General features: G+C 51.6%; 21 protein-coding genes. 8 read left to right on the top strand and 13 right to left on the bottom strand.

Annotated elements, in window-relative coordinates:
* From LX24_RS15385 to LX24_RS13585, 6 genes are all read right to left on the bottom strand, one after another.
* On the bottom strand, nt 1-226 hold a 226-nt coding region (locus LX24_RS15385; protein ID WP_479723367.1), incomplete at its 3' end, for a transposase.
* An 86-nt stretch (nt 227-312) separates the two neighbouring features.
* Nucleotides 313-1422 (bottom strand): ABC transporter permease, encoded by a 1110-nt coding sequence (locus tag LX24_RS13605; protein ID WP_166512690.1) that lies wholly within the window; start codon nt 1420-1422, stop codon nt 313-315.
* 138 nt (nt 1423-1560) lie between these two features.
* Entirely contained in the window at nt 1561-2463 is a 903-nt protein-coding gene (locus LX24_RS13600) for an ABC transporter ATP-binding protein (RefSeq protein WP_166512689.1), read from the bottom strand.
* A complete protein-coding gene (locus LX24_RS13595; RefSeq protein WP_166512688.1) occupies nt 2463-3443 on the bottom strand; it encodes an ABC transporter ATP-binding protein in 981 nt (326 codons plus the stop codon). The genes LX24_RS13600 and LX24_RS13595 overlap by 1 nt, the downstream gene beginning before the upstream one ends.
* Nucleotides 3436-4434 carry an HlyD family secretion protein gene (locus tag LX24_RS13590; RefSeq protein ID WP_166512687.1) on the bottom strand — a complete coding sequence of 333 codons (999 nt, stop codon included), beginning with the start codon at nt 4432-4434 and terminating at the stop codon, nt 3436-3438. Before LX24_RS13590 ends, LX24_RS13595 begins: the two co-directional genes overlap by 8 nt.
* Before the next feature lie 384 nt (nt 4435-4818).
* Entirely contained in the window at nt 4819-5667 is an 849-nt protein-coding gene (locus LX24_RS13585) for an MBL fold metallo-hydrolase (RefSeq protein ID WP_166512686.1), read from the bottom strand.
* Between the two features lie 265 nt (nt 5668-5932).
* On the opposite strand from LX24_RS13585, the gene LX24_RS13580 reads away from it, so the two are divergent.
* On the top strand, nt 5933-6397 hold the full coding sequence (locus tag LX24_RS13580; protein WP_166512685.1) for a ferritin-like domain-containing protein: 465 nt from the start codon (nt 5933-5935) through the stop codon (nt 6395-6397).
* A 69-nt stretch (nt 6398-6466) separates the two neighbouring features.
* Here the strand turns inward: LX24_RS13580 and LX24_RS13575 are convergent, their stop codons facing one another.
* On the bottom strand, nt 6467-6805 hold the full coding sequence (locus LX24_RS13575) for a cupin domain-containing protein (protein WP_166512684.1): 339 nt from the start codon (nt 6803-6805) through the stop codon (nt 6467-6469).
* Between the two features lie 517 nt (nt 6806-7322).
* Here LX24_RS13575 and LX24_RS13570 point away from each other — a divergent pair.
* The 7 genes from LX24_RS13570 (at nt 7323) to LX24_RS13540 (ending at nt 13479) form a co-directional block, all read left to right on the top strand.
* Nucleotides 7323-8735, top strand: coding sequence for an OB-fold domain-containing protein (locus tag LX24_RS13570; RefSeq protein WP_166512683.1), 1413 nt, complete (start codon nt 7323-7325; stop codon nt 8733-8735).
* Between the two features lie 42 nt (nt 8736-8777).
* Nucleotides 8778-9947: an acetyl-CoA acetyltransferase gene (locus tag LX24_RS13565; RefSeq protein WP_166512682.1), complete on the top strand. Its 1170-nt coding sequence runs from the start codon at nt 8778-8780 to the stop codon at nt 9945-9947.
* Nucleotides 9948-10026: 79 nt separating this feature from the next.
* Nucleotides 10027-10245 (top strand): hypothetical protein, encoded by a 219-nt coding sequence (locus LX24_RS13560; protein ID WP_166512681.1) that lies wholly within the window; start codon nt 10027-10029, stop codon nt 10243-10245.
* Nucleotides 10246-10359: 114 nt separating this feature from the next.
* Complete coding sequence (locus LX24_RS13555; RefSeq protein WP_166512680.1) at nt 10360-10800, top strand: FAS1-like dehydratase domain-containing protein; 441 nt, start codon at nt 10360-10362, stop codon at nt 10798-10800.
* A gap of 10 nt (nt 10801-10810) precedes the next feature.
* Nucleotides 10811-11248 (top strand): MaoC/PaaZ C-terminal domain-containing protein, encoded by a 438-nt coding sequence (locus tag LX24_RS13550; protein ID WP_166512679.1) that lies wholly within the window; start codon nt 10811-10813, stop codon nt 11246-11248.
* A 262-nt stretch (nt 11249-11510) separates the two neighbouring features.
* Nucleotides 11511-12335: an SDR family NAD(P)-dependent oxidoreductase gene (locus LX24_RS13545; protein WP_166512678.1), complete on the top strand. Its 825-nt coding sequence runs from the start codon at nt 11511-11513 to the stop codon at nt 12333-12335.
* 1 nt (nt 12336) lies between these two features.
* Nucleotides 12337-13479, top strand: coding sequence for an acyl-CoA dehydrogenase family protein (locus LX24_RS13540; protein ID WP_166512677.1), 1143 nt, complete (start codon nt 12337-12339; stop codon nt 13477-13479).
* 134 nt (nt 13480-13613) lie between these two features.
* On the opposite strand, the gene LX24_RS13535 is transcribed toward LX24_RS13540, so the two are convergent.
* The 6 genes from LX24_RS13535 to thiC all read right to left on the bottom strand — a co-directional run bounded on the left by LX24_RS13535 (nt 13614) and on the right by thiC (nt 21399).
* Nucleotides 13614-15809, bottom strand: coding sequence for a sigma-54-dependent Fis family transcriptional regulator (locus tag LX24_RS13535; RefSeq protein WP_166512676.1), 2196 nt, complete (start codon nt 15807-15809; stop codon nt 13614-13616).
* A 90-nt stretch (nt 15810-15899) separates the two neighbouring features.
* Entirely contained in the window at nt 15900-16625 is a 726-nt protein-coding gene (locus tag LX24_RS13530) for a CAP domain-containing protein (RefSeq protein WP_166512675.1), read from the bottom strand.
* 494 nt (nt 16626-17119) lie between these two features.
* Nucleotides 17120-17566: a GreA/GreB family elongation factor gene (locus LX24_RS13525; RefSeq protein ID WP_166512674.1), complete on the bottom strand. Its 447-nt coding sequence runs from the start codon at nt 17564-17566 to the stop codon at nt 17120-17122.
* A 206-nt stretch (nt 17567-17772) separates the two neighbouring features.
* Complete coding sequence (uraA, locus tag LX24_RS13520; protein ID WP_166512673.1) at nt 17773-19062, bottom strand: uracil permease; 1290 nt, start codon at nt 19060-19062, stop codon at nt 17773-17775.
* Nucleotides 19063-19226: 164 nt separating this feature from the next.
* The gene (gene upp, locus LX24_RS13515; RefSeq protein ID WP_166512672.1) at nt 19227-19865 is read right to left on the bottom strand and encodes a uracil phosphoribosyltransferase; all 639 of its coding nucleotides are present in this window, start codon (nt 19863-19865) and stop codon (nt 19227-19229) included.
* A 238-nt stretch (nt 19866-20103) separates the two neighbouring features.
* On the bottom strand, nt 20104-21399 hold the full coding sequence (gene thiC, locus LX24_RS13510) for a phosphomethylpyrimidine synthase ThiC (RefSeq protein ID WP_166512671.1): 1296 nt from the start codon (nt 21397-21399) through the stop codon (nt 20104-20106).
* Nucleotides 21400-21513: the final 114 nt, after the last annotated feature.

Here is a 21513-nt window from a genome sequence, read left to right as displayed (position 1 = left end):
CGCCGCGGCAATAGGCATAAAACAGAATCTTAGTCATTAAAACAGGATGATACGGTGGTTGACCTTTTATCCCTTTCTCGTATACCTTGTGGATAACCGTTAGATCCAAGTGGTCAACAAGATCACTGATAAAATAAACAAGATGTTCCTTGGGTAACCAATCCTGTGGCGCGGGCGGAAATAAATATATTTGATTTGGGTTGTATGGCTTATATCCTTTGATCATAATATTGTATATTTCGACAACTTGTACCAATTGCCCTGCTAATAGTATCTAATTTTCCTTGATTATGTTAATACTCAGACAGGCTGCTAGGCAATTTTTTTCTTGAACTTTAATATACTGAGCGTCAATAGCACCACCGAAAATACCAGCAATGCGGTAACCTGCCCCACCAGGTAGGAAAACCCAATGCCCTTTAATACTATACCCCTGATTATATCAAGATAGTAAGTTAGTGGAATAAGGCTGCTCAGGTAATAAATAATTTTGGGCATGGCGTCCCGGGGAAACATAAAACCGGACAAGAGTATACTGGGCAGCATTACGAAAAAGGACATTTGGAACGCCTGCATCTGGGATTTGGCAATGTTGGATATAAGTATGCCCAGGCCCAGGGACGCCGTGATGAAGAAAAGGGTCAGCAGGTACAATTCCAGCAAGCTACCCCTGATGGGTACGTGGAATACAATTACACCCACCAGTAAGGCCACGGTGATCTGCAGGTAACCTAGTACGATATAGGGCAATATTTTTCCGATCATAAGTTCATGGGATTTAATGGGGGTGACAATCAACTGTTCCAGGGTGCCCCGCTCCCGTTCCCGCACAATGCCCATGGATGTCATGATCACCATGGTCATGGTTACAATTATCCCCAGTATGGCCGGCACCATGTAATAGGCGGTGATACCATCCGGGTTGTACCAGGGGCGTACCCTGACATCATAGGGAGGCCCGGTGAATTGCTTGGTTTGGGCCAGCACCTTTTGGGACTGGATAAGCCCTATGGAATTGGCCACAGCCACAGCCTGGTTGGCCACCATATTATCACTGGCGTCCACAATCACCTGTACCTGGCCGGGTTCGCCCCGTTTGATATTGCGGGCAAAATCCGGCGGAAAAATTATACCCACCTTGGCCTCACCGCTGTCGATCATTTTATTGACCTCGGTATAGCTGTTTACCGTACGGGTAACATCAAAGTAACCCGAGGCAACGAAAGCATCCAGCAAGTCCCGGCTCTCCACGGTAAGCGATTGGTCAAAAACCACGGTGGGTATGTGCTTTACCTCGGTTTGTATGGCATAGCCAAATAACAGCAGTTGCACCAGCGGGAGCATGAATATCAAACCCAGCGTCATGCGATCCCGGCGCATCTGCAAAATCTCCTTATGTAAAACTGCAATAATCCTGCTCACCGGACACCCCCCTTTGGTGGTGGTTAGTAATTGTAATTCCTCGGTAATGGTGTTGTTGTGGTCAATACCCATGATGCCGTTTAAGTTGTTATATGAAAAGTGCCCGCGGCCATGTGAATATAACAAAACGGACACCTTTCAACTTTTACTTGAAAGTGCAATAAACACATCCTCCAGGGAAGGGGTGATGGGTTTGGGTGAAACTCCCGTAAATTCCTCCAGGGACGCCAAGTGGGCTTCGCTTTTTAGCAGCACGTGCAGCACCGGCCCGTGTACTGAACATTCTTTAACGTAGGGAAGCTGTGCAATACTCTCCAACCGTTCCATTGCACCGGGCAAATCCAATTCCACCAGACATCCCTCTATAACGTTTCTTTTCAAATTGTCCGGGCTATCCACCGCCATTAGCCGGCCGGATGAGATGAAGGCGATTTTATCACAATATTCGGCTTCGTCCATGAAGTGGGTGGTCACCATCACCGTGGTACCTTTCCCGGCCAGTTGCCTGATAATGCTGAAAAAATGGCGCCTGCTGGTGGGGCTCACCCCGCTGGTGGGCTCGTCCAGGAACACTATGGCGGGCCGGGCAATAATGGCGCAGCCCAGGGCCAGCCTTTGCTTCCAGCCACCGCTTAGATTAGCCGCCGGTTCATTCTCACGGCCGGTAAGACCGGCCATATCGATCATTTCCCGCACCCGGCCCGGCCTTCCCCGGCGGGGTATATTGTACAGCCCGGCATAAAAGTACAGGTTCTCGGCTGCGGTGAGGTCATCGTACAAGCTGAATTTCTGGGACATGTAGCCAATACGCTGCTTAATTTTCTCGGTTTCCCGCAACAGGTCGTACCCCAATACCGTGGCCGTGCCCGATGTGGGTTCCAGTATGCCGCAAAGCATCCGCATGGCGGTGGACTTACCCGCCCCGTTGGGTCCCAGGAATCCGTAAATTTCCCCGGGTTTAATCTGCAGTGTCAATTTATCCACAGCCGTGAAATTACCGAAAACCCTGGTCAACTGGTTGGTGGTCACTGCATAGTCCACTACTCCACCCCTTTCTCCGCCAGCGCAATAAAAACATCTTCCATGGTGGGATTGATTTCAGTACAATACAACCCGGCGTTTATCCCCTTCTCCGCCAGGCGGTTTTCCATAGCCCGCCGGGCAGCCTCCCCATCCTCCACCACCACGCGGTATTTATCCCCGTAAAGCGACACGTACACCACCCCGGGCAAATCACTGAACAACCCAATATGGCGGTTATACGGAAAATCATCCCCCCCACGGCTTTGCGGCGGCACATCACCCACCGGCCCGGCCCGGCGGGTTTCAACCCGCACCTCCAGCACCTGGTAGGGAAAATTGCTTTTCAGCCGGGATGGTGAATCCACCGCCACCACACGGCCCTTGTTCATAAAGGCCACCCTGGTGCACAGCTCGGCTTCATCCATGTAAGGGGTGGATACTATGATGGTCATTCCCTGCTTGTTCAGCCGGTATAATATCCGCCAGAACTCTTTACGGGATTGCGGGTCCACCCCGTAGGTGGGCTCATCCAGCACCAGCAGGGCCGGGCGGTTGACCAGGGCGCAGGTGAGGGCTAGTTTTTGCTTCATACCCCCCGACAGGTTATCCGCCAAGCGATCTTTAAAGGGCAGCAGCCCGGTCATTTCCAGTATTTCGTCAGCCCGTTCCCTTATAACCGGTCGTTTTAATTTATACAGGGCGCCGAAAAAATTAATATTCTCCATCACCGTCAAATCACCATAAAGGCTGAACCGCTGGGGCATATAGCCCAGCACCACCCCGTTCCCCCGTTTCCCCTGCCCGCCGGCGGCCTGCGCCCAAAGAACCTGCCCGCGATCAGGAACTATTAAACCGCAAATCACGCGCAGCAAGGTGGTTTTACCGGCCCCGTCCGGCCCCACCAGGCCAAAGATGTTCCCTGCAAACACGTCTATGGTTACTTCATACACGGCGGTGATATGACCGAAATCTTTGCCCAGCTTTTCCACTTTAATCATGGTTCGCCCTCGGTCCAAAGGTTACATCGGCAGGCATACCAGGCTTTAAAACACCGCCGGCATCGCTGATCTTTATCTTCACGGCAAATACCACATTGGCCCGCTCCTGCTGGGTTTGGATGGTCTTGGGGGTAAATTCACCCTCGGTGGCGATCTCCTGCACCACCCCTTCAAACACTTTATCCATGCCGCTGACAGTAAACTGCACTGGCTGGTCCAGTTTGATATGGGGCAAATCGACGGTGGGAATGTAAACTTTGATCCAGAGATCATTCAGATCCGCCACGGTGGCCAGGGAAGCACCCATCTGCACGTACTCCCCCTGCTCGTAATTGCCGGACAGCACCACCCCCGCGATGGGGGAATAAACCTTCAAATCCTCCAGCATGGCATCGCTGGCCTTGAGCACGGCCTTGCTGCGCTCGACCTCGGCCTGGGCGGCCTTGATTTGCTGGGGACGGCTGCCCGACTCCAGCAGGTTAAGCCTGGCCTCGGCCGCCGCCAGCTGGTTTTTGGCCAACTCCGCGCTGGTCCGGGCTTTGTCATAGTCTGCTTCGGGTACAGCACCGCCCTGGAAAAGGGCCTCTATCCTGGCCAAATCCGTATTGGCCTTTTCTAAATTAACCCGTGCGATTTCCACCCCGGCCATAGCTTCTTTTTTCTCCTGCTCCCGGGCTCCCGATTGCAAATCCGCCAGCTGGGCCTCGGCCTTCAATACCCCCAGAGCGTCCCGCTCCCGCTGGGCCGCCAGGTCGCTGCGGGACAGCTCGGCCACCAGTTGACCGGCAGAAACGGTGTCACCGGTATCCACCAGCAGCCTGGCCACGGTCCCGGACATTTTAGCGTTCAACTCCACCGTGGTGGCCTCAATGGTGCCGGTGGCCCGGATAAGCGCAACTTCACCTTTGTAATAATGTTCATAGGCCCAGTATGAGCCCGCCGCCACCAATAACAGCACCAGAACCGCCAAAGCCCGCTTTTTGTCAGCCATAGCCACCGCTCCCTTCATTAATTGAATGATTACTCATAAAAAATTTATGCTATGCTTTTTGCAACAAAAATGCAATCCCTCAGGTAACAAATTGAGTTTTAGGCAATGTTATTAAGCATCGCCAAGGCTGTTGGGTAAAAAATCAAAGCCACCAGTAAACTATGTAAACGATTTTAGTTTACCTAGGAACATAATAACACCATGGCCTCAAAATGACAATATATTAAAACTGCCCCACACCAGGCCAAAGATGTTCCCTGCAAACACGTCTATGATTAAATTTCCCCTTGCAAAATTTTTAGCGACTCTAAAATACCGTTAAAAAAACCCCCAACACACCTATCCCGGGCATGTTGGGGTATTTTATGAAAATTGGGCGGGAATTTAAAACTCCACCACGGTGCCGGCATTGTTAAAGAAAAATTTATCCCCGAATTCCCGGGCCAGCAGTGCAGCCGGGGCCATGCCGGTGCAATGGGATACGCCTATTTTTCCCACACCCATCCGGCGCAGTTCGGCCATGGATTGCTCAATTTGCTCCGGCTGCGCCCGGAAAAGATGGGTGCCGCCCACCACAGCATAAATTTTCTCCACACCGGTAATCCTTTGGGCGTGCAGCAGCGTATTCACCATGCCCCGGTGGGCGCAGCCCAGCAGCACCACCAATCCCTTTTCCGTTTTGACCACCAGCGCCTGGTCATCCGGCAAGGTGTCCGGCACAAAACCCTCCTCCGCCCGCAAGAACATATTGTCATCAACTTTTTCAAAGGAAGTAACCAGGGGCACTTCACCGGTGGTAACCATAAACTCGTTTAACCATACCGGCTCCCTGGACATATTAAATACCGCGCCCAGCCCTTCCAACTCTTCACGGCAAAAGGGCATTCCGATATACCGGCACCTTCGCTCCCCGCTGCCCGGCAGCGTCATGCAAGTGTACTTTTTACCCCATATGGCCGGGTGAGTATGAATTTGCACCCTTTTCCCAAGCTGCTGCAGCAAAGAACGCAGGCCGCCGGTATGGTCGGCATGGCCGTGGCTGATGACCACTTTGTCAACTTTGCTTAAATCGACATTACCGGCCATGGCATTGCGTATCAAAGAATCACCAAGGCCGGTATCCAACAGCACCGCCTCACCGCCGGCCTCCACCAGAATACCAAGCCCCCATTCCCCGGTGTATCCCAGAGCAGCCGCCGTGTTTTCACAAAGCGTGGTTAAACGTACCTGCATTAAACAAACCCCCGTTTCATATTCCATGGTTCATCCTATTAATGGACAAAATATACCCCTACTTTACCCCAAAGCACCGCTAAGCCCCGGCTTTAGTCGTGGGAAGCTTCAGCACAATAATATACCAGTGCCTGGTAGCTTTTAAAACCCTGGCTTGGCCTTTAACTCAATCAACCTGGTGGGCAAACTTAATCCGATTAATTACAAATATTTTCCCACACCCCGGGGAAATAATAACAATAATACATAATTGGCGGTGACCATTGTGAAAGTAACAGAAATTATAGCTGAACTTAATAAAATATTAACCCTGGAACACGGCCACCTGGGCATGTATAAAAATTTTTCAGGTTACCAGGACAAAGAGATAAGAAGAACCTTTAGAAGGTTTGCAGAAATTGAAATGGAGCACATTAATAAAGTAAGAAATGCAATCTTAAATTTAGGTGGAAAACCTTCCATTATTATTGAAGGCGGTGACATTATTGGCCGGTTGTTCGGTGTTACCATTAACCTGGCCAGCGAGAAGGACGTGGTCAAAACCTTTAGTTGGGTCGAAAAAAAGTCACACCAAGGGTATGCCGGTTTCGTTTCCAAATTGGAGCAACACAACGGCACAATGCAGCAATTTATCGCTGAAATTGCCGCAGCGAATATGCTGGAAGCCAGATTAATGCATTTATGGCTGGAGGATAAGCTGTTGAAATATAATTCCCGTAAGCTTAAATAGCAACTGAGATACGCGTAAACAATGCCCCGCCCATTTTATTTTTAAATAAACGGCCGGGGCTATCTACGCTTACGCCCGGATCATTGTTAACAGCATCTTAAACCTTTCCACCGCCCGCAGCGCGTGGGGCTTGTTGGCGGGCATAATGACCATGTCACCCTTCTTTAAACGCAGCGGGTTCCCGGCAATGGTCACCTCGGCTTCACCGTCCAGCAACTGCACCATGGCATCAAAGGGGGCAGTGTGCTCGCTTAGCCCTTGTCCTTGATCAAAGGCAAACAAAGTTACCGTGCCGGTCTGTTTATCAACCAGTGTCCTGCTTACCACCGATCCTTGCTGGTAGTCAATAAACTCCGCCAGGCTTATCACCTCGGCCAGCGGTGCTGTGGGTTTACTATTATCAGCCATTAGTACCTCCTCCTTGAAGGATTGTATTATTCATTCAACAACGGGTGCAATACAAGCGAAAAACTATAGCCATGTCATGCCTAACTTACCATATTTATTCTTTCTGCCCAAACCAGAAATATTCCTGTTAAATTCAAAAATTCTATTGGAGTGTTCACAAACACCCCTCCTCCTGTGATTACTTCTCCCTGTGAATCGCAAAAACCATGCCTGCTGGCAAACTTGCACAAACAGTATTATGAACATTTTAAATTGCAGCTTGTTGTATCGCTTTCAGTACAACCGTCCTGCAATCAATACAAACAATTTCAAGTCATCATTTTATAAGCCGTATATTTTATGGTTCAGCGCTATTGCAACCCTGGCATATATTTTGCGATTGCCAGGTAATAGCATTTACTGAATAAAACTAATTTTTCAACAAATTCATTACAAGCTTAACTGAATACAGGCTTGTAATGCGCGCAACGCCTGGCAACATGACCTGGACCATGCCATATAAGGAGGTATTAGCATTATGGTGGGTATTACCGCCTATGGCGCTTATATTCCCTTCAACCGCCTGGAGCGCCGGCGCCTGGCCGAGGCCTTCGGCGAGCCGTCCCTCCCGGGAGAAAAGGCGGTGGCCAATTACGATGAAGACAGCGTAACCATGGCGGTGGAAGCTGCCCGGGACTGCCTGACCGGTATCCGGCCCCGGGATCTGGACGGCGTATATTTTGCCACCACCACCCCGCCCTATGTCGAAAAACAATCCGCCACCACCATTGCCGCAGCCCTAGACACCACCGACCTGGTGCGTACCGCGGACTTCACTTCCACTCTCCGGGCCGGTTCTACCGCTTTACTGTCCGCTGCTGATGCGGTTAAGTCGGGAGCCCGCCACGTACTGGTGGCAGCGGCGGATTGCCGCCTGGGGGCGGCCAGGGGACAACATGAACAGCTTTTCGGCGACGGAGCGGCAGCTCTGGTTATCGGCCGGGAAAACCTCCTGGCTGAAATAGAGGGCAGTTGCACTGTGGCCGGTGATGTACTGACCCAGTGGCGGGACGTAACAGACCGTTTTGTACGGGCCTGGGAGGACCGTTTTGTAATCACCAGGGGTTATGGCCCGCTGGTCACCAAAGCCCTGACAACCCTGGCGGGAAGGTTAAAAATTACCCCCGGGGAAATCAGCAAGCTGGTGCTCTATGCACCTTCCCCCCGTTACCAGGCGGGCACCGCTCTTTCCCTCGGGTTTGAGCAGTCCCAGATTGAGGATGGTCTATTTAGCACAGTAGGCCTTACCGGCACCGCCCACGCCCCGCTGATGCTGGCCGCGGCGCTGGAGCAAGCGGCACCCGGGGACCGTATATTAATGGTTACCTTCGGCGAGGGAGTGGACGCCGTGCTGCTGCGGGTTACGGACAATATCAAAAAATTCGCTCCCAAGCATGGTGTTTCGAAACTACTGCAATCCAAGAAAACTTCCCTGAGCTACCAGAATTACCTGCGCTGGAAGGGTATGCTGGACTTTGAGCCACCCAAGCGGCCCGAACCCGACCGCCCCTCTGCACCGGCCATGTGGCGTAACAATAAAAAGATATTGGCCTTTTACGGCAGCCGCTGCACCCGCTGCGGCACCCCGCAAATTCCCGCTCAGAGGGTGTGCGTGCACTGCCAGGCCAAAGACGCCATGGAACCCTACTGTTTTGCAGACATCAATGCCCGTATCACCACCTATACAATTGATTATTTAACATTTTCCCAGGACCCGCCTACGGTATTTGCGGTGATTGATTTCGAGGGCGGCGGGCGGTTACTTTGCGAAATGACCGATTGCGAGCCGGCGAAAGTAGCCATCGGCATGGAGGTGGAAACCACCTTCCGCAAGCTTTTTAAGGCCGGGGGGATCCACAATTATTACTGGAAAGCCAGGCCCAAGAGGTGAGTAGCCCTGAAAATAATTTTTCATTGAGGGAGGTTTTTATTAATGAGCATCAGGGACAAAGTTGCCATAGTGGGCATGGGCTGCACCCGCTTCGGAGAGCACTGGGACAAAAGCGCCGGTGATATGCTGGTGGATGCCGCCTACCAGGCGCTGGAGGACGCCGGGCTAACCCCGGAGGATATCCAGGCCTACTGGCTGGGCAGTTGCGCCTCAGGCTGGGCGGGGATCAGCCTTTCGGAGCCACTTAAGATACAATACAAACCGGTGACCCGCATTGAAAATTTCTGTGCCACCGGTACCGATGCCTTTAGAAATGCCTGTTACGCCGTGGCTGCGGGTGCTTATGACATTGCCATGGCCATCGGAGTGGAAAAGTTAAAGGACTCGGGTTACAGCGGGCTGGTAATCACCCCGCCTCCGGGGGACGGTACCGCCCCCAACTATTCCGCCCCGGCCGCCTTTTCCCTTCTGGCCCCGGCATATTTTAACAAGTACGGCCTGGACCCGGAAACAGGCAAACGGGTGCTGGCCCGCATCGCCTATAAAAACCACAAAAACGGGGCCCTGAACCCCAAGGCCCAGTTCCGCAAAGAGGTACCCATGGAGAAAATCCTCAATTCCCCCATTGTGGCGGCGCCTCTGGGGGTCATGGATTGCTCCGGGGTGGCCGACGGTTCGGCCGCCGCCATTATTGTGCGGGCCGAGGATGCCAAAAAGTATAACAAAAACCCCATCTACGTCAAAGCCCTTTCCGTGGTCTGCGGGCCGGGACACGGTGCCATGCACCAGGATTTCGACTTTACATCCATCCGAGAGACTTATTATGCCGGGCTGGATGCTTATCGCCAGGCGGGCATCACCAACCCGCGCAAGGAAATCAGCATGGCTGAAGTGCATGATTGCTTCACCCCCACGGAACTGGTTATTTACGAGGACCTGGGCTTTTCGGAAAGGGGCCGGGCCTGGCAGGATGTGCTGAACGGCGTATTCGACCTGGACGGAGAACTGCCGGTCAACCCGGACGGGGGGCTCAAATCCTTCGGCCATCCCATCGGAGCCAGCGGCCTGCGCATGCTGTACGAAATGTACCTGCAGCTAAGGGGCCAGGCCGGCCCCAGGCAGATAGACAATCCCAAACTGGGGCTCACCCACAACCTGGGCGGCTTCCCCTGGGAAGCAGTGTGCTCGGTGTGCATAGTGGGAAAGGAATAAAATTTTATCATTGCCTGTTTCAATGTCAAATTGACTGTGCTATAGCATTACTGCTTAATCATGGAGGCCGGATTAAATCATGCAAACCCTGGTGCACAGCACATTTCAATGCCCGGTGGCAGGGTACGAGGTACGGGTGGAAGAGTTGTATATGCTGGAGGGAAGCGGCACCTGCCAGATTGATACCCAGCTGGTTGCCTGGCGCTGCCTGGAATATGACCACTGCCCCAAAACCACCGCCTGCCCCCTCTACCGGGAATATGCCGCCGCCGGGGAAAAGTCATTGCTGGACCGGTAAAATTATTTAATTGCAACACTAAGCTTTCAACCTTTCAACCTGTCAACCTTTCAACACCCGGCACCAAAGGAGGCCGCACCAAATCAAAGGAAGCGGCACCAAAGGAGGTTGTTTATGAGCAATTATAACGGCCTGGTGGGTACCGAATTGTCCCGTTTTTCCTTTACCGTGGAAAGGGGAAAAATTCGGGAAATGGTCCTGGCCATCGGGGATGACAACCCGGTTTACACCGATACCGAATACGCCCGCAACATGGGTTACCGGGATATCATCGCCCCGCCCACCTTCGGCACTTGCATGGATTTCTGGGGAGGACAGGACTTCATGACCCTGTGTCTTAACCTGAAAATAAATCCCTTGAAGGTACTGCATGGCGGGCAGGAATACCGCTACCTGGGCGAAATCAACCCGGGCGATAAAATTGAGGCCCGTTGCACCCTGAAGGGATTCGCCGATAAGGGTAAAATGCACATATTCCACCTGGAGACCATTTACCAAAACCAGCATGGTAAAACCGTGCTGGTATCCCTCAGTACAGTTATTGAAAGAAAGTAAGGTGATTTCAATGAACCGGACGGTTTATTTTGAAGACCTGGAAGTGTCAAGGCCCCTGCCCCCGCTGACCAAACCCGCCATAGACAGAACGCAGCTGGTCAAATACGCCGGGGCTTCCGGCGACTTTAACCCTTTACACTACCTGGACGAGGTGGGTCAAATGGCCGGTACCGGCGGAGTCATCGCCCACGGTATGCTGGTCATGGGTTTTGTGGGCCAGGCAGTTACCCAATGGATTCCCAACCGCAATTTAACCAGCCTGGCTGTGCGCTTTGTGGATATCACCAAACCGGGGGACAGCATTACCGTTACCGGTGTAATTACAGAAAAACGCCTGGAAAAGGGTGTCGGGCTGGTACAGGGGCAGGTTGTTGCCGCCGACCAAAGGGGTGGTGTAAAAGTCAAGGGAACCTTCGAGGCAGTCCTGCCATTAAAGAACAGTTTATAGAACCAGCATTAAAGTGAACTTCGAAAGTCAACTTTCTGATCAAGTTCACCTTTCAACTTTATATGCATGCCCTTTCCAGGGATAAAACGCCATGAAGGAATTTTTTTCAGATTTTCAACACCCGGCACCGGATTACCTGCACTAAAGTCAAGGAAATCCCCTGTTTTAGCCGTGGGGAGGTTCAGGAAGGTGCCGGTACAACCGAAAAACCAATTTGCCGGCGCAAAAATACCGGAGTTAAGTTAAAAAGGAGGACATATAAATGGAGCTCATGTTAAAGGATAAGACCTGTATCATCACCGGAGCAGGCCGGGGTATCGGGCGGGCCACGGCGCTGCTTTTCGCCCGGGAAGGCGGCCGTGTGGTGGTAAGCGACCTGGACGAAGGCCCGGCCGTGGAAGTGGTGGAAGAAATCAAGGCCGCCGGCGGGCAAGCCGTGGCCTGTGTGGGTGATGTCACCGCCTCAGATTTCGCAGCCCAACTGGTACAAACCGCCGTGGAAAACTTTGGCCCCAGCATTGACGTAATCGTAAATAATGCAGGCTACACCTGGGACGGAGTCATCCACAAAATGAGCGATGAGCAGTGGGAGGCCATGCTTAAAATACACCTGACCGCCCCTTTCCGCATCATCCGGGCCGCCGCCCCCTATATCCGGGAAGCGGCCAAAAAGGAAAAGGAAGCCGGCCTGCGGGTTACCCGCAAAATAATCAACATTTCATCCATTGCGGGTTTGGACGGCAATGCCGGGCAGGCCAACTATTCCACCGCCAAAGCGGGTTTGGTGGGTCTCACCAAGACCCTGGCCAGGGAATGGGGCCCCTTTAATGTTTGTGTCAATACCGTGGCCTTTGGCTTTATAGAAACCCGCCTCACCCAACCCAAAGAAAAAGGGGACGCCATCAGCCGGGATGGAAAAGAAGTGGCCATCGGCATTCCAGAAAGCATGCGGCAGATGTTCAAGGCCATGATACCATTGCGCAGGGCGGGCACCCCCGAAGAGGCCGCCAGCGCCATACTGTTGATGGCTTCGCCCCTGGCCGATTACATCAGCGGTGAAGTATTGCGGGTTACTGGAGGCATGTAAAATGGCCCTGGACCTTTATTCCGGCGACTATAAATTATTCAGGGACTCCTTCCGCAAGTTCCTGCAGGCTGAAGTAATACCCCATTACCATGAGTGGGAGGAAGCAGGGCAAATCCCCAGGGAAGTGTGGCAAAAAGCCGGGGAAAACGGCTTTTTGTGCCCCTGGGTGGAGGAAAAATATGACGGCGCCGGGGCGGGCTTTGAATATTCGGTTATTATCACCGAAGAGCTGGCCCGGGCCGGTACCCACGTGATGTTTCCCCTGCACAGCGACATTATAGTGCCCTATATCGCCTCTTACGGCACAGAGGAGCAAAAGCAAAAATGGCTTCCCGGCTGTGTATCCGGCGATATCATCACCGCGGTGGCCATGACCGAACCCGACACCGGTTCGGACCTGGCCGCCATCCGCACCACGGCCGTTCGGGAAGGTGACCATTATATACTAAACGGTACCAAAACCTTTATATCCAACGGTTTGCTGTCGGATTTAATCATCGTGGCCTGTAAAACCGATCCCCGGGCCAATCCCCCCCACAAGGGCATCAGCCTGGTGGTGGTGGAGAAGGATGCCCCGGGATTTTCCCGGGGGCGCAAACTGGATAAAATGGGGCTCCGGAGCCAGGATACCGCCGAGCTGGTCTTCAGCGACTGCCGGGTACCGGCGGGTAACCTGCTGGGCCGGGAAAACGCGGGATTTATCTACCTGATGGAAAAACTGCAGCAAGAGCGGCTGGTGTGCTCCATAATGGCCCAGGGATTGGCTGAAAGGATGCTAAACTATACCATCGAATACTGCCGGGAACGGCATATATTCGGCAAACCCGTAACCAAATTCCAGCACAACAGCTTTAAACTGGCGGAAATGGCCACCGAGGTGGAACTGGGCCGTTCATTTATCAACCAGCTGCTTGAAAAGCACCTGGCCGGGGAACGGGTGGTCAAGGAGGTTTCCATGGCCAAATGGTGGATTACAGAAATGGCTAACCGCACAGCCTATCACTGCTTGCAGCTGCACGGCGGGTACGGTTACTGTGAAGAATATCCCATTTGCCGGGACTACCGGGACGTGCGCATTTTCAACATTTTTGCCGGCACCACCGAAGTAATGAAAAATATCATCGCCAAGGAAATAGGGTTGTAGTAGTGTTTGAGAAGTCAGGAGTCGAAATCATCACTCTGACCCACTTTTCAGCTCACTCTAAAGGTGTAGCGAAGGATCTTGGATTCTTCGCTACGCTTTAGGAAGCGAGGTAACCGTCCCCGTACTTACACCTTTTAGCTGTCCAGCTTTTTAAGCTTCACGTACAAGCGGGAGCGACTGATGCCCAGCATGCGGGCGGCCTGGGTTTTATTGCCCCGGGTTGACTTCAGGGCGGCCTGGATGATCTCCCGCTCAACGTCATCCAAACGAGCCCGGTAGTTGCTGCCGCCCGCCCGGCGGCCCGGATCCGATTTTTCGCGGCGCAAATAAGCGGGCAAATCCTTTACCCTGATTATACTGCCGGTGACAAAGTTTACGGCGCGTTCAATTACATTTTCCAGTTCCCGCACGTTACCCGGCCAGTGGTGGGCCTTTAAAATTTCCAGCGCTTCATGATCCAAATCAGTTACCCGCGCGCCAAAAATATTGTTATATTTGCGTAAAAAGTAATGCACCAGGGGCAAAATGTCCTCGGGCCGTTCCCGCAGGGGTGGTATGGCCAGGGCAATGACATTGAGACGGTAAAAAAGGTCTTCACGGAAATCACCCCTGGCCACCATTTCCTCCAGTTCACGATTGGTAGCCGCCACCACCCGCACGTCCACCTGCACCGGGTGCGTACCACCCACCCGGTCGAACTCCCGGTCCTGCAACACCCGCAGCAGCTTGGCCTGCAAGCCCGGGCTCATATCCCCTATTTCATCCAGGAATATAGTACCCCCGTGGGCCAGCTCAAAACGCCCGGGCTTTCCGCCCCGCATGGCACCGGTAAAGGCCCCGGGGGCATAGCCAAAGAATTCCGACTCCATTAAATGCTCGGGAATGGCCGCACAGTTTACCTTTACAAAGGGTCCTTCCCGGCGGGGGCTTGCCGTGTGTATGGCCTGGGCAAAAAGTTCCTTGCCGGTGCCGCTGGCTCCCCGGATGAGTACCGTGGATATACCCCGGGCGGCCTGCAAAGCTTCCCCCTTTAGCTTTACCATGGCCGGGCTAACCGTGATGATACTGTCAAAGGTAAAACGACTGCCGCTGTTTTTTTGTAGTTCTTCACGGTAAAAGCTAAGCTGGCTTTCCAGATTATCCATACGCCGGGCCAGCTCCCTGATTTCCTCCAGGTTGCGGAACATTATCTTGCCCACCGCACCCACCACCCGGCCGTTTTCCACAATGGGCAAGCGTGAAACCACATAATAGCTTCCGCCCACCTGTTGCAGTTGAGCTGTTTCCGGCACCCCGGTACGGGCCACTATATGCAGGCGGCTGTTTTCCAGAACATCGGTCACGTGCCGCCCAATGGCATCCCGGGCCGCAAGGCCGAAAAAATCGGCCAGCGACTGGTTGAAAAAGGTGATATACCCCTCTTTGTCAACCACCACTATTCCATCATAAGCTATATCCAGCACGGTCCGCAGGGTGTGCTGCAGGGTGCGCACACTTTCCAGTTCCGCTGCCACCTGTTCCAGCTCAGTCAAATCCTGAAAAATGGCCATAGCCCCTACCGTATTCCCCCCGTCCAGCACCGGCGTACAATTAACCAGAAACGCCCGGCCGGCCGCCTCGTATTTTTTACTTACCTCCACCTGGCCGGTGACCATAATATTGGACAGGTTCAACCCGGGCAACACCTTCTCCACCGGGCAGCCCAGCACCTCCTTCTCCTGTACGCCCAGCAGCACCTCCGCCGCAGGATTGAGCATAGTGATACACCCCTGGTTATCCACCGACACCAACCCGTTATGCATAGCCTGGTATACAGCTCGCAGCCTGGCATTTAACAAATCCGACTCCCTGAACAAAGCCATAATCATATCCACTTTGGTGAGGGCCCCCCGCACACGGTTGTTCTCGTCTACCACCACCCCCATGCCCACGGGACTTTTCTTCACTTCCCGGACAACAGTTTGGTAAGGCATATCCAGATCCACAGTTACCACTTTACGGGTAAGCAAGTCATCCACGGGGTCATCCAGACCATAACCCTCAAGCAGGGCATCAAATAAGTTAGTGCGAGTCAGGAGCCCCACCAGACACCCCTGGCCATCCACGGCGGGTATACCATCCAGACGGGTCCGGCGGAAAAGCTCCACAGCCCGGCGTAAAGTATCACCAGGATTTAATGTAGACGCTTCGGGGGTCATGAAGTCTTTCATGCGCACGTGAGACACCGTTCCTTTCCCTGTGGAAATACTGAATAATACATAGGGCAGCGTGGTATTAAACCTGCCTCCTGGCTTCACTTCTCCGTTCGGGCGATATTCCCTTTTTCCCACAGCCGAATTATACCTCCAAATAAAATAATAAACTTCCCGGTACCCCTTGCAAAGGAGGTTTCCGGGAAGCTTGGGAAAGAAACAGGTCAACTAACCAATGAACATTTGCACAAACATTTTACCATATGGACCGCCATTCACAATACCAATACCCACTGATTTGAAATTGTTGTTCAGGATATTGGCCCTGTGGCCGGGCGAATTCATCAAGTTGGTGTGGGCTGTATTCACACTATAGGCCCCGGCCAGGTTTTCACCGGCATAGCGGTAACTGACACCGGCCGCTTTCATCATATCAAAGGGGGAACCATAGGTGGGTGACGTGTGGCTGAAATACCCACGCTTGATCATATCCTGCGCCTTAAGTCGCGCCAGCTTGATAAGCTTTTCATCAGCCTTGAGCGCGGGCAGACCGGCCCTGGCCCTCTCCTGGTTTACTAAATTGAGCATTTTTTGTTCATCCGCAGTCATTGATGCGGGGGCAGGATTTGGTGCAGGTTCAGGCTTCGGCGGAACGGGCTGCGGAGCAGGAGACGGGTTTACCGGAGTGCTCGGAGTAGGCAACCGGCCGGGAGTATACTTGGTGGTGGTTCCGTTTGAATATCTAATGTAAATTACATCGGGATTTATATTATACTTTTTGATAATTTGCCCAATATAGCTATCCAGAGTACTCTGATCAACATTGCCTGAAACGCTAATGGTTAGTTTGGTTGCAGCCCAGGCCGGTGCTGGTACATCCATCGTCAAAAATATTCCGGCGCACAGCAACAAACCAATACATACAGATATAAACTTTTTGCTAGCTCTAATCATTTTGGCCTCCTAACAATTTTTTCAACAAAGAAGTTGTCCCAAACCACCCCCCTTTATTAGTAAATATTCGTAATGCAGGTACTTTTTTGTGAGGGCCGGTGAATGTGTAAAATTTGCCATTATATTCCCACCTTTGGGAAAACCATTTGATAATGCAGTGGCCCGGGTTTAAAAGGGGTGCCGGAATTAACTCTTAAATCCTCCATCTTAATGCGGGTAACCAGTATATACAATTGCCAGCCCGGCCCCTTTTAAAAAAAAACGTCCTGTCACCGGTTTGGTGGCAGGACGTTTTCACTAATATACTCATATAAGGCACGCGCCTACTATTTTTTCCAGGCAAATATGACCGGCTCCTTACGGGGAATAGCCGGCCATGTATATTTTTCCATTCTACCACAATTTCACCGGCAAAAAAAGTTAAAAAACGCGCCCATTTTTATTTTATCTGAGCGCGCATACTTGTGACACGATGCTAATTAGCCCGTACAAAGCTAGAAAAAAGGTAGAGAAACGGAATTTACACGATAGTTAAGAATTCCACCGGGCGTTTTTACCGATACCTCATCGCCAACTTTTTTTAATAATAAGGACAAACCAATGGGCGATAAACATGAGGCATCATCGCCATCCATACTTTGCAAAGGCAGCACTATCCTGAGTTTGGTTTCTTCATTATAGTCCAGATCTTGTAAACCAACTTCACTGCCAATTAAAACAAACGGCAACTCATTTGTGCCGGATTCAACCACTTTTATTTTTTTAGCAAACTGATTAACCTGAGTAATATATTTCTCCATAATTTGCAAAACTTCATTTCTTTCCTTGATATCCTGGGGAAAGAATTCATTTAGCAAATTTTCCTTTTCTTCTTCAACCTGTACCAAACTTTCTATTAATTTTTCATAAGCACCCTTTGTTAATTCAATGCTATCTTGCATTCCTACTTACCCCCTTCTCTTAAACATTAAATGGTAATAACGAAAAACACACAGTAAGGCACCTCGTCCCCCAAGGACGAGATGCCTTTAATATAGCTTACCATAAATGACAATCACTGTCAACTGTGCATCATGATACCATTTAATTGCAACCTTTATATTAAATGACAAAGGGGGTAATCGCTTAACCGGTAGAGTTACTCTGGTCAATTATCCTTGTCACCGGTCAAGCCCAGCACGTCAAAAAGTCTAAAAGCGAGACTGAGCAGAATGGCCACCACGGTAGCCAGGCCCATGCCCTGGAGGGTCACGGCACCAATTTCTATATGGGCGCCGCTGACACCCACAATCAGTACCACCGAGGTTAAAATCAAATTGCGCGCCTTATTGTAATCCACTTTGGCTTCCACCAGCATGCGGATACCGGAAGCGGCAATGACACCGAAAAGCAGCAGCGACACCCCACCCATGACAGCCGAAGGAATGCTCCTGATAACGTCCGCCAGTATACCCACAAAGGATAACAATATCGCGAAAACAGCCGCACCGCCAAGTACCCAAACACTGTACACTTTGGTAATGGCCAGCACGCCGATATTTTCTCCATAAGTGGTGTTGGGCGTAGAGCCGAAAAAACCGGAAATCGTTGTGGAAAGCCCGTTACCCAGCAAAGAACGGTGCAAGCCGGGCTCTTTGGCCAAATCCCGGCCTACGATATTGCTGGTGACAAATAAATGGCCAATATGTTCGGCGATAACCACCAGCGCAGCCGGCAATATCACTGCAATGGCCGCCGGGTTAAATTCGGGCCTGTAAAATGTGGGCTTTATGAATAATGCCGCCAGCAATTCTCTAAAGGACTCCTTGTTGCTATAGGCGGCCATAAATGAGGTATCCACCATACCCATAAACAAAGCCAGTATATATCCAGACACAATGCCGATTAATATGGGTATAATGGCCAGAAAACCGCGGAACAGTACCGAACCGAGAACGGTCACCGCCAGGGTGAACAGGGAAACGGTAATAACCGCCGGATCCAATTTCTCGGCGGTCAGACCGGCCATATCGGCCGCCACCGGGGCCAGTTCCAGGCCAATGACCGCCACTATGGCACCCATGGCCGCCGGCGGGAATATGATATCAATCCACCTGGTGCCTACCAGACCGATAACCAGTGCAACAGCACAGAAAACCAGTCCCACCGCGATAAACCCGCCCAGGGCCGCCTCATAGCCGTATTTGGGCAGCACCACCAACACCGGTGATATAAAGGCAAAACTGGAGCCAAGGTAGGCAGGGATAGCCCCTTTACAAAGCACCAGGTACAACAATGTGCCAATACCGTTAAACAGCAGCACCGTGGCCGGGTCCACATCAAACAAAATCGGAACCAGTACCGTAGCCCCAAACATGGCAAACAGGTGCTGCAAACTTAGCGGTAAAGTCTGCAGCAATGGTAAACGTTCATGTACTTGAATCTCTCTTTTGGCCAATTTGTTACTATTTCTCTCCCCTCGTTTATTGATTTTATTCCAGGATGAACCAACCGTTCATTTCACTTTAGACATCCATGCCGCTAACGCGGCACCAGTATAATATGAAAATTATTTAACGGTGTTTTCAGGAGAAATAAAAAGCTTTTACCATGCAGGATTGACTAAATTAAATTCAACCTGTCTCCGGCATCCCCCAAACCGGGCACAATATAAGCTTTATCGTTAAGTCCCGGGTCTATCACCGCTGTTATAATTTTGATGTCCGGGAACCTGTCAAGCACCTGCTTAATCCCTTGTTCCACGGCCAGGGCGCATACCAAAGTTATTTGACCGGGCTTGTACCCTTTATTGGTAATTATTTCCAGAGTTTTAACGCTGCTGTTACCAGTAGCCAGCATGGGGTCTACTACAAATACCCGGTCGAAATCAGTAAAACGTTCCGGCACGGTATCCAGGTAAGTAACCGCCTGCAAAGTATCATGATCCCGGGCAACGCCGATATGGGCCACTTTGGCGGCGGGTAAAATATCCAGAAAGCTGTCCACAAACCCCAGGCCGGCACGCAAAATAGGCACCAGCAGTATTCTGCCGTCGCGCAACCTGGGACAGCTTATTTCCATATCCAACGGTGTTATTACAGTCTCTGAGACACATTCAATATCCCTGGCAGCTTCTATGGCTAAAAGCAACCCCAGCCTTTTCATTTCTTTGCGAAAGGATTCGGTTTCCGTCCGTTTGTCCCTTAAAATACGCAGACAGTTGCCGGCCACCGGGTGGTCTACTACTACAACTGAACTCAAAACATTTAACCTCCATTTCTTGAAATAATTACTTGCCAAACTATTTAAGACAAACCTTACATGTTTTCGACAATTTAAAATAGTTTTCCTTTGTAATTTTTCCTGGAAACTGCATTTTTTTTGATATATGTATACCAATAAGATTCCCCCAAAACTAACCCCGGCACACATTTTCCATAGCAAGAAAATGGCCCGGGGTTTTTATTATAGACATCAATTAATACTAAATCTTTTATTTTTACAGGTTACTTGAACCATTCAGTACCTTATTCATATTGCGCACCGCACACATTTTACCACACATGGTACAGGTATCCTCATGTTCGGGCTGTGATTCGGCCCGGTATTGCCTGGCCTTTTCGGGGTCAATGGCCAGCTCGAACATGCGGGACCAGTTTAAGCACCGCCTGGCCTCGCTCATATCATCGTCCCATTGCCTTGCCCCGGCAATCCCCTTTGCTATATCGGCGGCGTGGGCAGCAATTCGTGCCGCGATTATACCCTCTTTCATATCCTCCAGCGTAGGTAGGCGAAGGTGTTCGGCCGGCGTAACGTAGCAAAGAAAATCCGCGCCGCTGGCCGCGGCGACGGCCCCGCCGATGGCACTGGTAATGTGGTCGTAGCCCGGCGCGATGTCCGTAACCAGCGGGCCAAGCACGTAAAAGGGAGCCCCGTGGCAGAGTTTCTTCGCCAGGATCATATTGGCGGCAATTTCATTTAAGGGCACGTGCCCCGGCCCTTCGATCATCACTTGCACGCCTTTCTCCCAAGCCCTGCGGGTTAATTCACCCAGGACAATCAGTTCGTGAACCTGGGCGGCATCGGTGGCATCTTTAAGACTTCCCGGACGGCAGGCATCCCCCAGGCTGATGGTAACATCATACCGGCCGCATATCTCCAGCAGATCATCATAATATTCATAAAAGGGATTTTCCCGGCCATTTAGTTCCATCCAGGAAAATAGAAGGGCGCCTCCTCTGGAAACAATATTGGTCAACCGGCTGGTTCTTTTAAATGTGGCCGCGGTTTCCCGGTTTATCCCGGCGTGAATGGTCATGAAATCCACTCCGTCCCGGGCATGCTTTTCCACCACGCCTAAAAACTCATCCGCAGTAATACTTTCCAGACTTTTATCATACAAGCCCACGGCATCGTAAACCGGTACGGTGCCGACGGCCGCAGGTGAGATATCAATGAGGCGCTGCCTGAACTCCCGGGTTTTGCCGTAACAGCTTAAATCCATTATGGCATCGGCCTGTAACCGCAGGGCATAACGGGCCTTCTCCAACTCAGTTTCCATATCACAGCAATCCTCGGAAACACCCAGGTTAACATTAATTTTTGTTTTCATTCCCTCGCCAATTCCGCAGGGGTCCAGAGAGAGGTGGTTTTTGTTGGCCGGGATAACCACCCTCCCCAGGGCCACCAGTTCCATAAGCCTGGCTACATCTATGTTTTCTTTGCGAGCCACTGTTTCCATTTGCGCGGTCACTATGCCCTGGCGGGCAGAAACCATTTGAGTATTATAACCCATATCAATTCCTCCTTGGCTTCAATGGTAATTCCCGGAGCGCCCGCCATGGCGCTATATCACTCACCATGCCGGATTTCCGATATAAACGCCACACGGCAGGCACTAAAGCGGACC

It is taken from the genome of Desulfallas thermosapovorans DSM 6562 (genome assembly GCF_008124625.1).
GTDB lineage: Bacteria > Bacillota > Desulfotomaculia > Desulfotomaculales > Desulfallaceae > Sporotomaculum > Sporotomaculum thermosapovorans.
Note: the sequence above shows the minus strand (reverse complement) of the source record. Positions and strands in the feature narration are given on the sequence as shown.

Coding starts and splice junctions, on each gene's coding strand:
- LX24_RS13595 (WP_166512688.1), bottom strand. CDS start 3,443: ATGATTAAAGTGGAAAAGCTGGGCAAAGATTTCGGTCATATCACCGCC.
- LX24_RS13590 (WP_166512687.1), bottom strand. CDS start 4,434: ATGGCTGACAAAAAGCGGGCTTTGGCGGTTCTGGTGCTGTTATTGGTG.
- LX24_RS13585 (WP_166512686.1), bottom strand. CDS start 5,667: ATGCAGGTACGTTTAACCACGCTTTGTGAAAACACGGCGGCTGCTCTG.
- LX24_RS13575 (WP_166512684.1), bottom strand. CDS start 6,805: ATGGCTGATAATAGTAAACCCACAGCACCGCTGGCCGAGGTGATAAGC.
- LX24_RS13570 (WP_166512683.1), top strand. CDS start 7,323: ATGGTGGGTATTACCGCCTATGGCGCTTATATTCCCTTCAACCGCCTG.
- LX24_RS13565 (WP_166512682.1), top strand. CDS start 8,778: ATGAGCATCAGGGACAAAGTTGCCATAGTGGGCATGGGCTGCACCCGC.
- LX24_RS13560 (WP_166512681.1), top strand. CDS start 10,027: ATGCAAACCCTGGTGCACAGCACATTTCAATGCCCGGTGGCAGGGTAC.
- LX24_RS13555 (WP_166512680.1), top strand. CDS start 10,360: ATGAGCAATTATAACGGCCTGGTGGGTACCGAATTGTCCCGTTTTTCC.
- LX24_RS13550 (WP_166512679.1), top strand. CDS start 10,811: ATGAACCGGACGGTTTATTTTGAAGACCTGGAAGTGTCAAGGCCCCTG.
- LX24_RS13545 (WP_166512678.1), top strand. CDS start 11,511: ATGGAGCTCATGTTAAAGGATAAGACCTGTATCATCACCGGAGCAGGC.
- LX24_RS13540 (WP_166512677.1), top strand. CDS start 12,337: ATGGCCCTGGACCTTTATTCCGGCGACTATAAATTATTCAGGGACTCC.
- LX24_RS13530 (WP_166512675.1), bottom strand. CDS start 16,625: ATGATTAGAGCTAGCAAAAAGTTTATATCTGTATGTATTGGTTTGTTG.
- LX24_RS13525 (WP_166512674.1), bottom strand. CDS start 17,566: ATGCAAGATAGCATTGAATTAACAAAGGGTGCTTATGAAAAATTAATA.
- thiC (WP_166512671.1), bottom strand. CDS start 21,399: ATGGGTTATAATACTCAAATGGTTTCTGCCCGCCAGGGCATAGTGACC.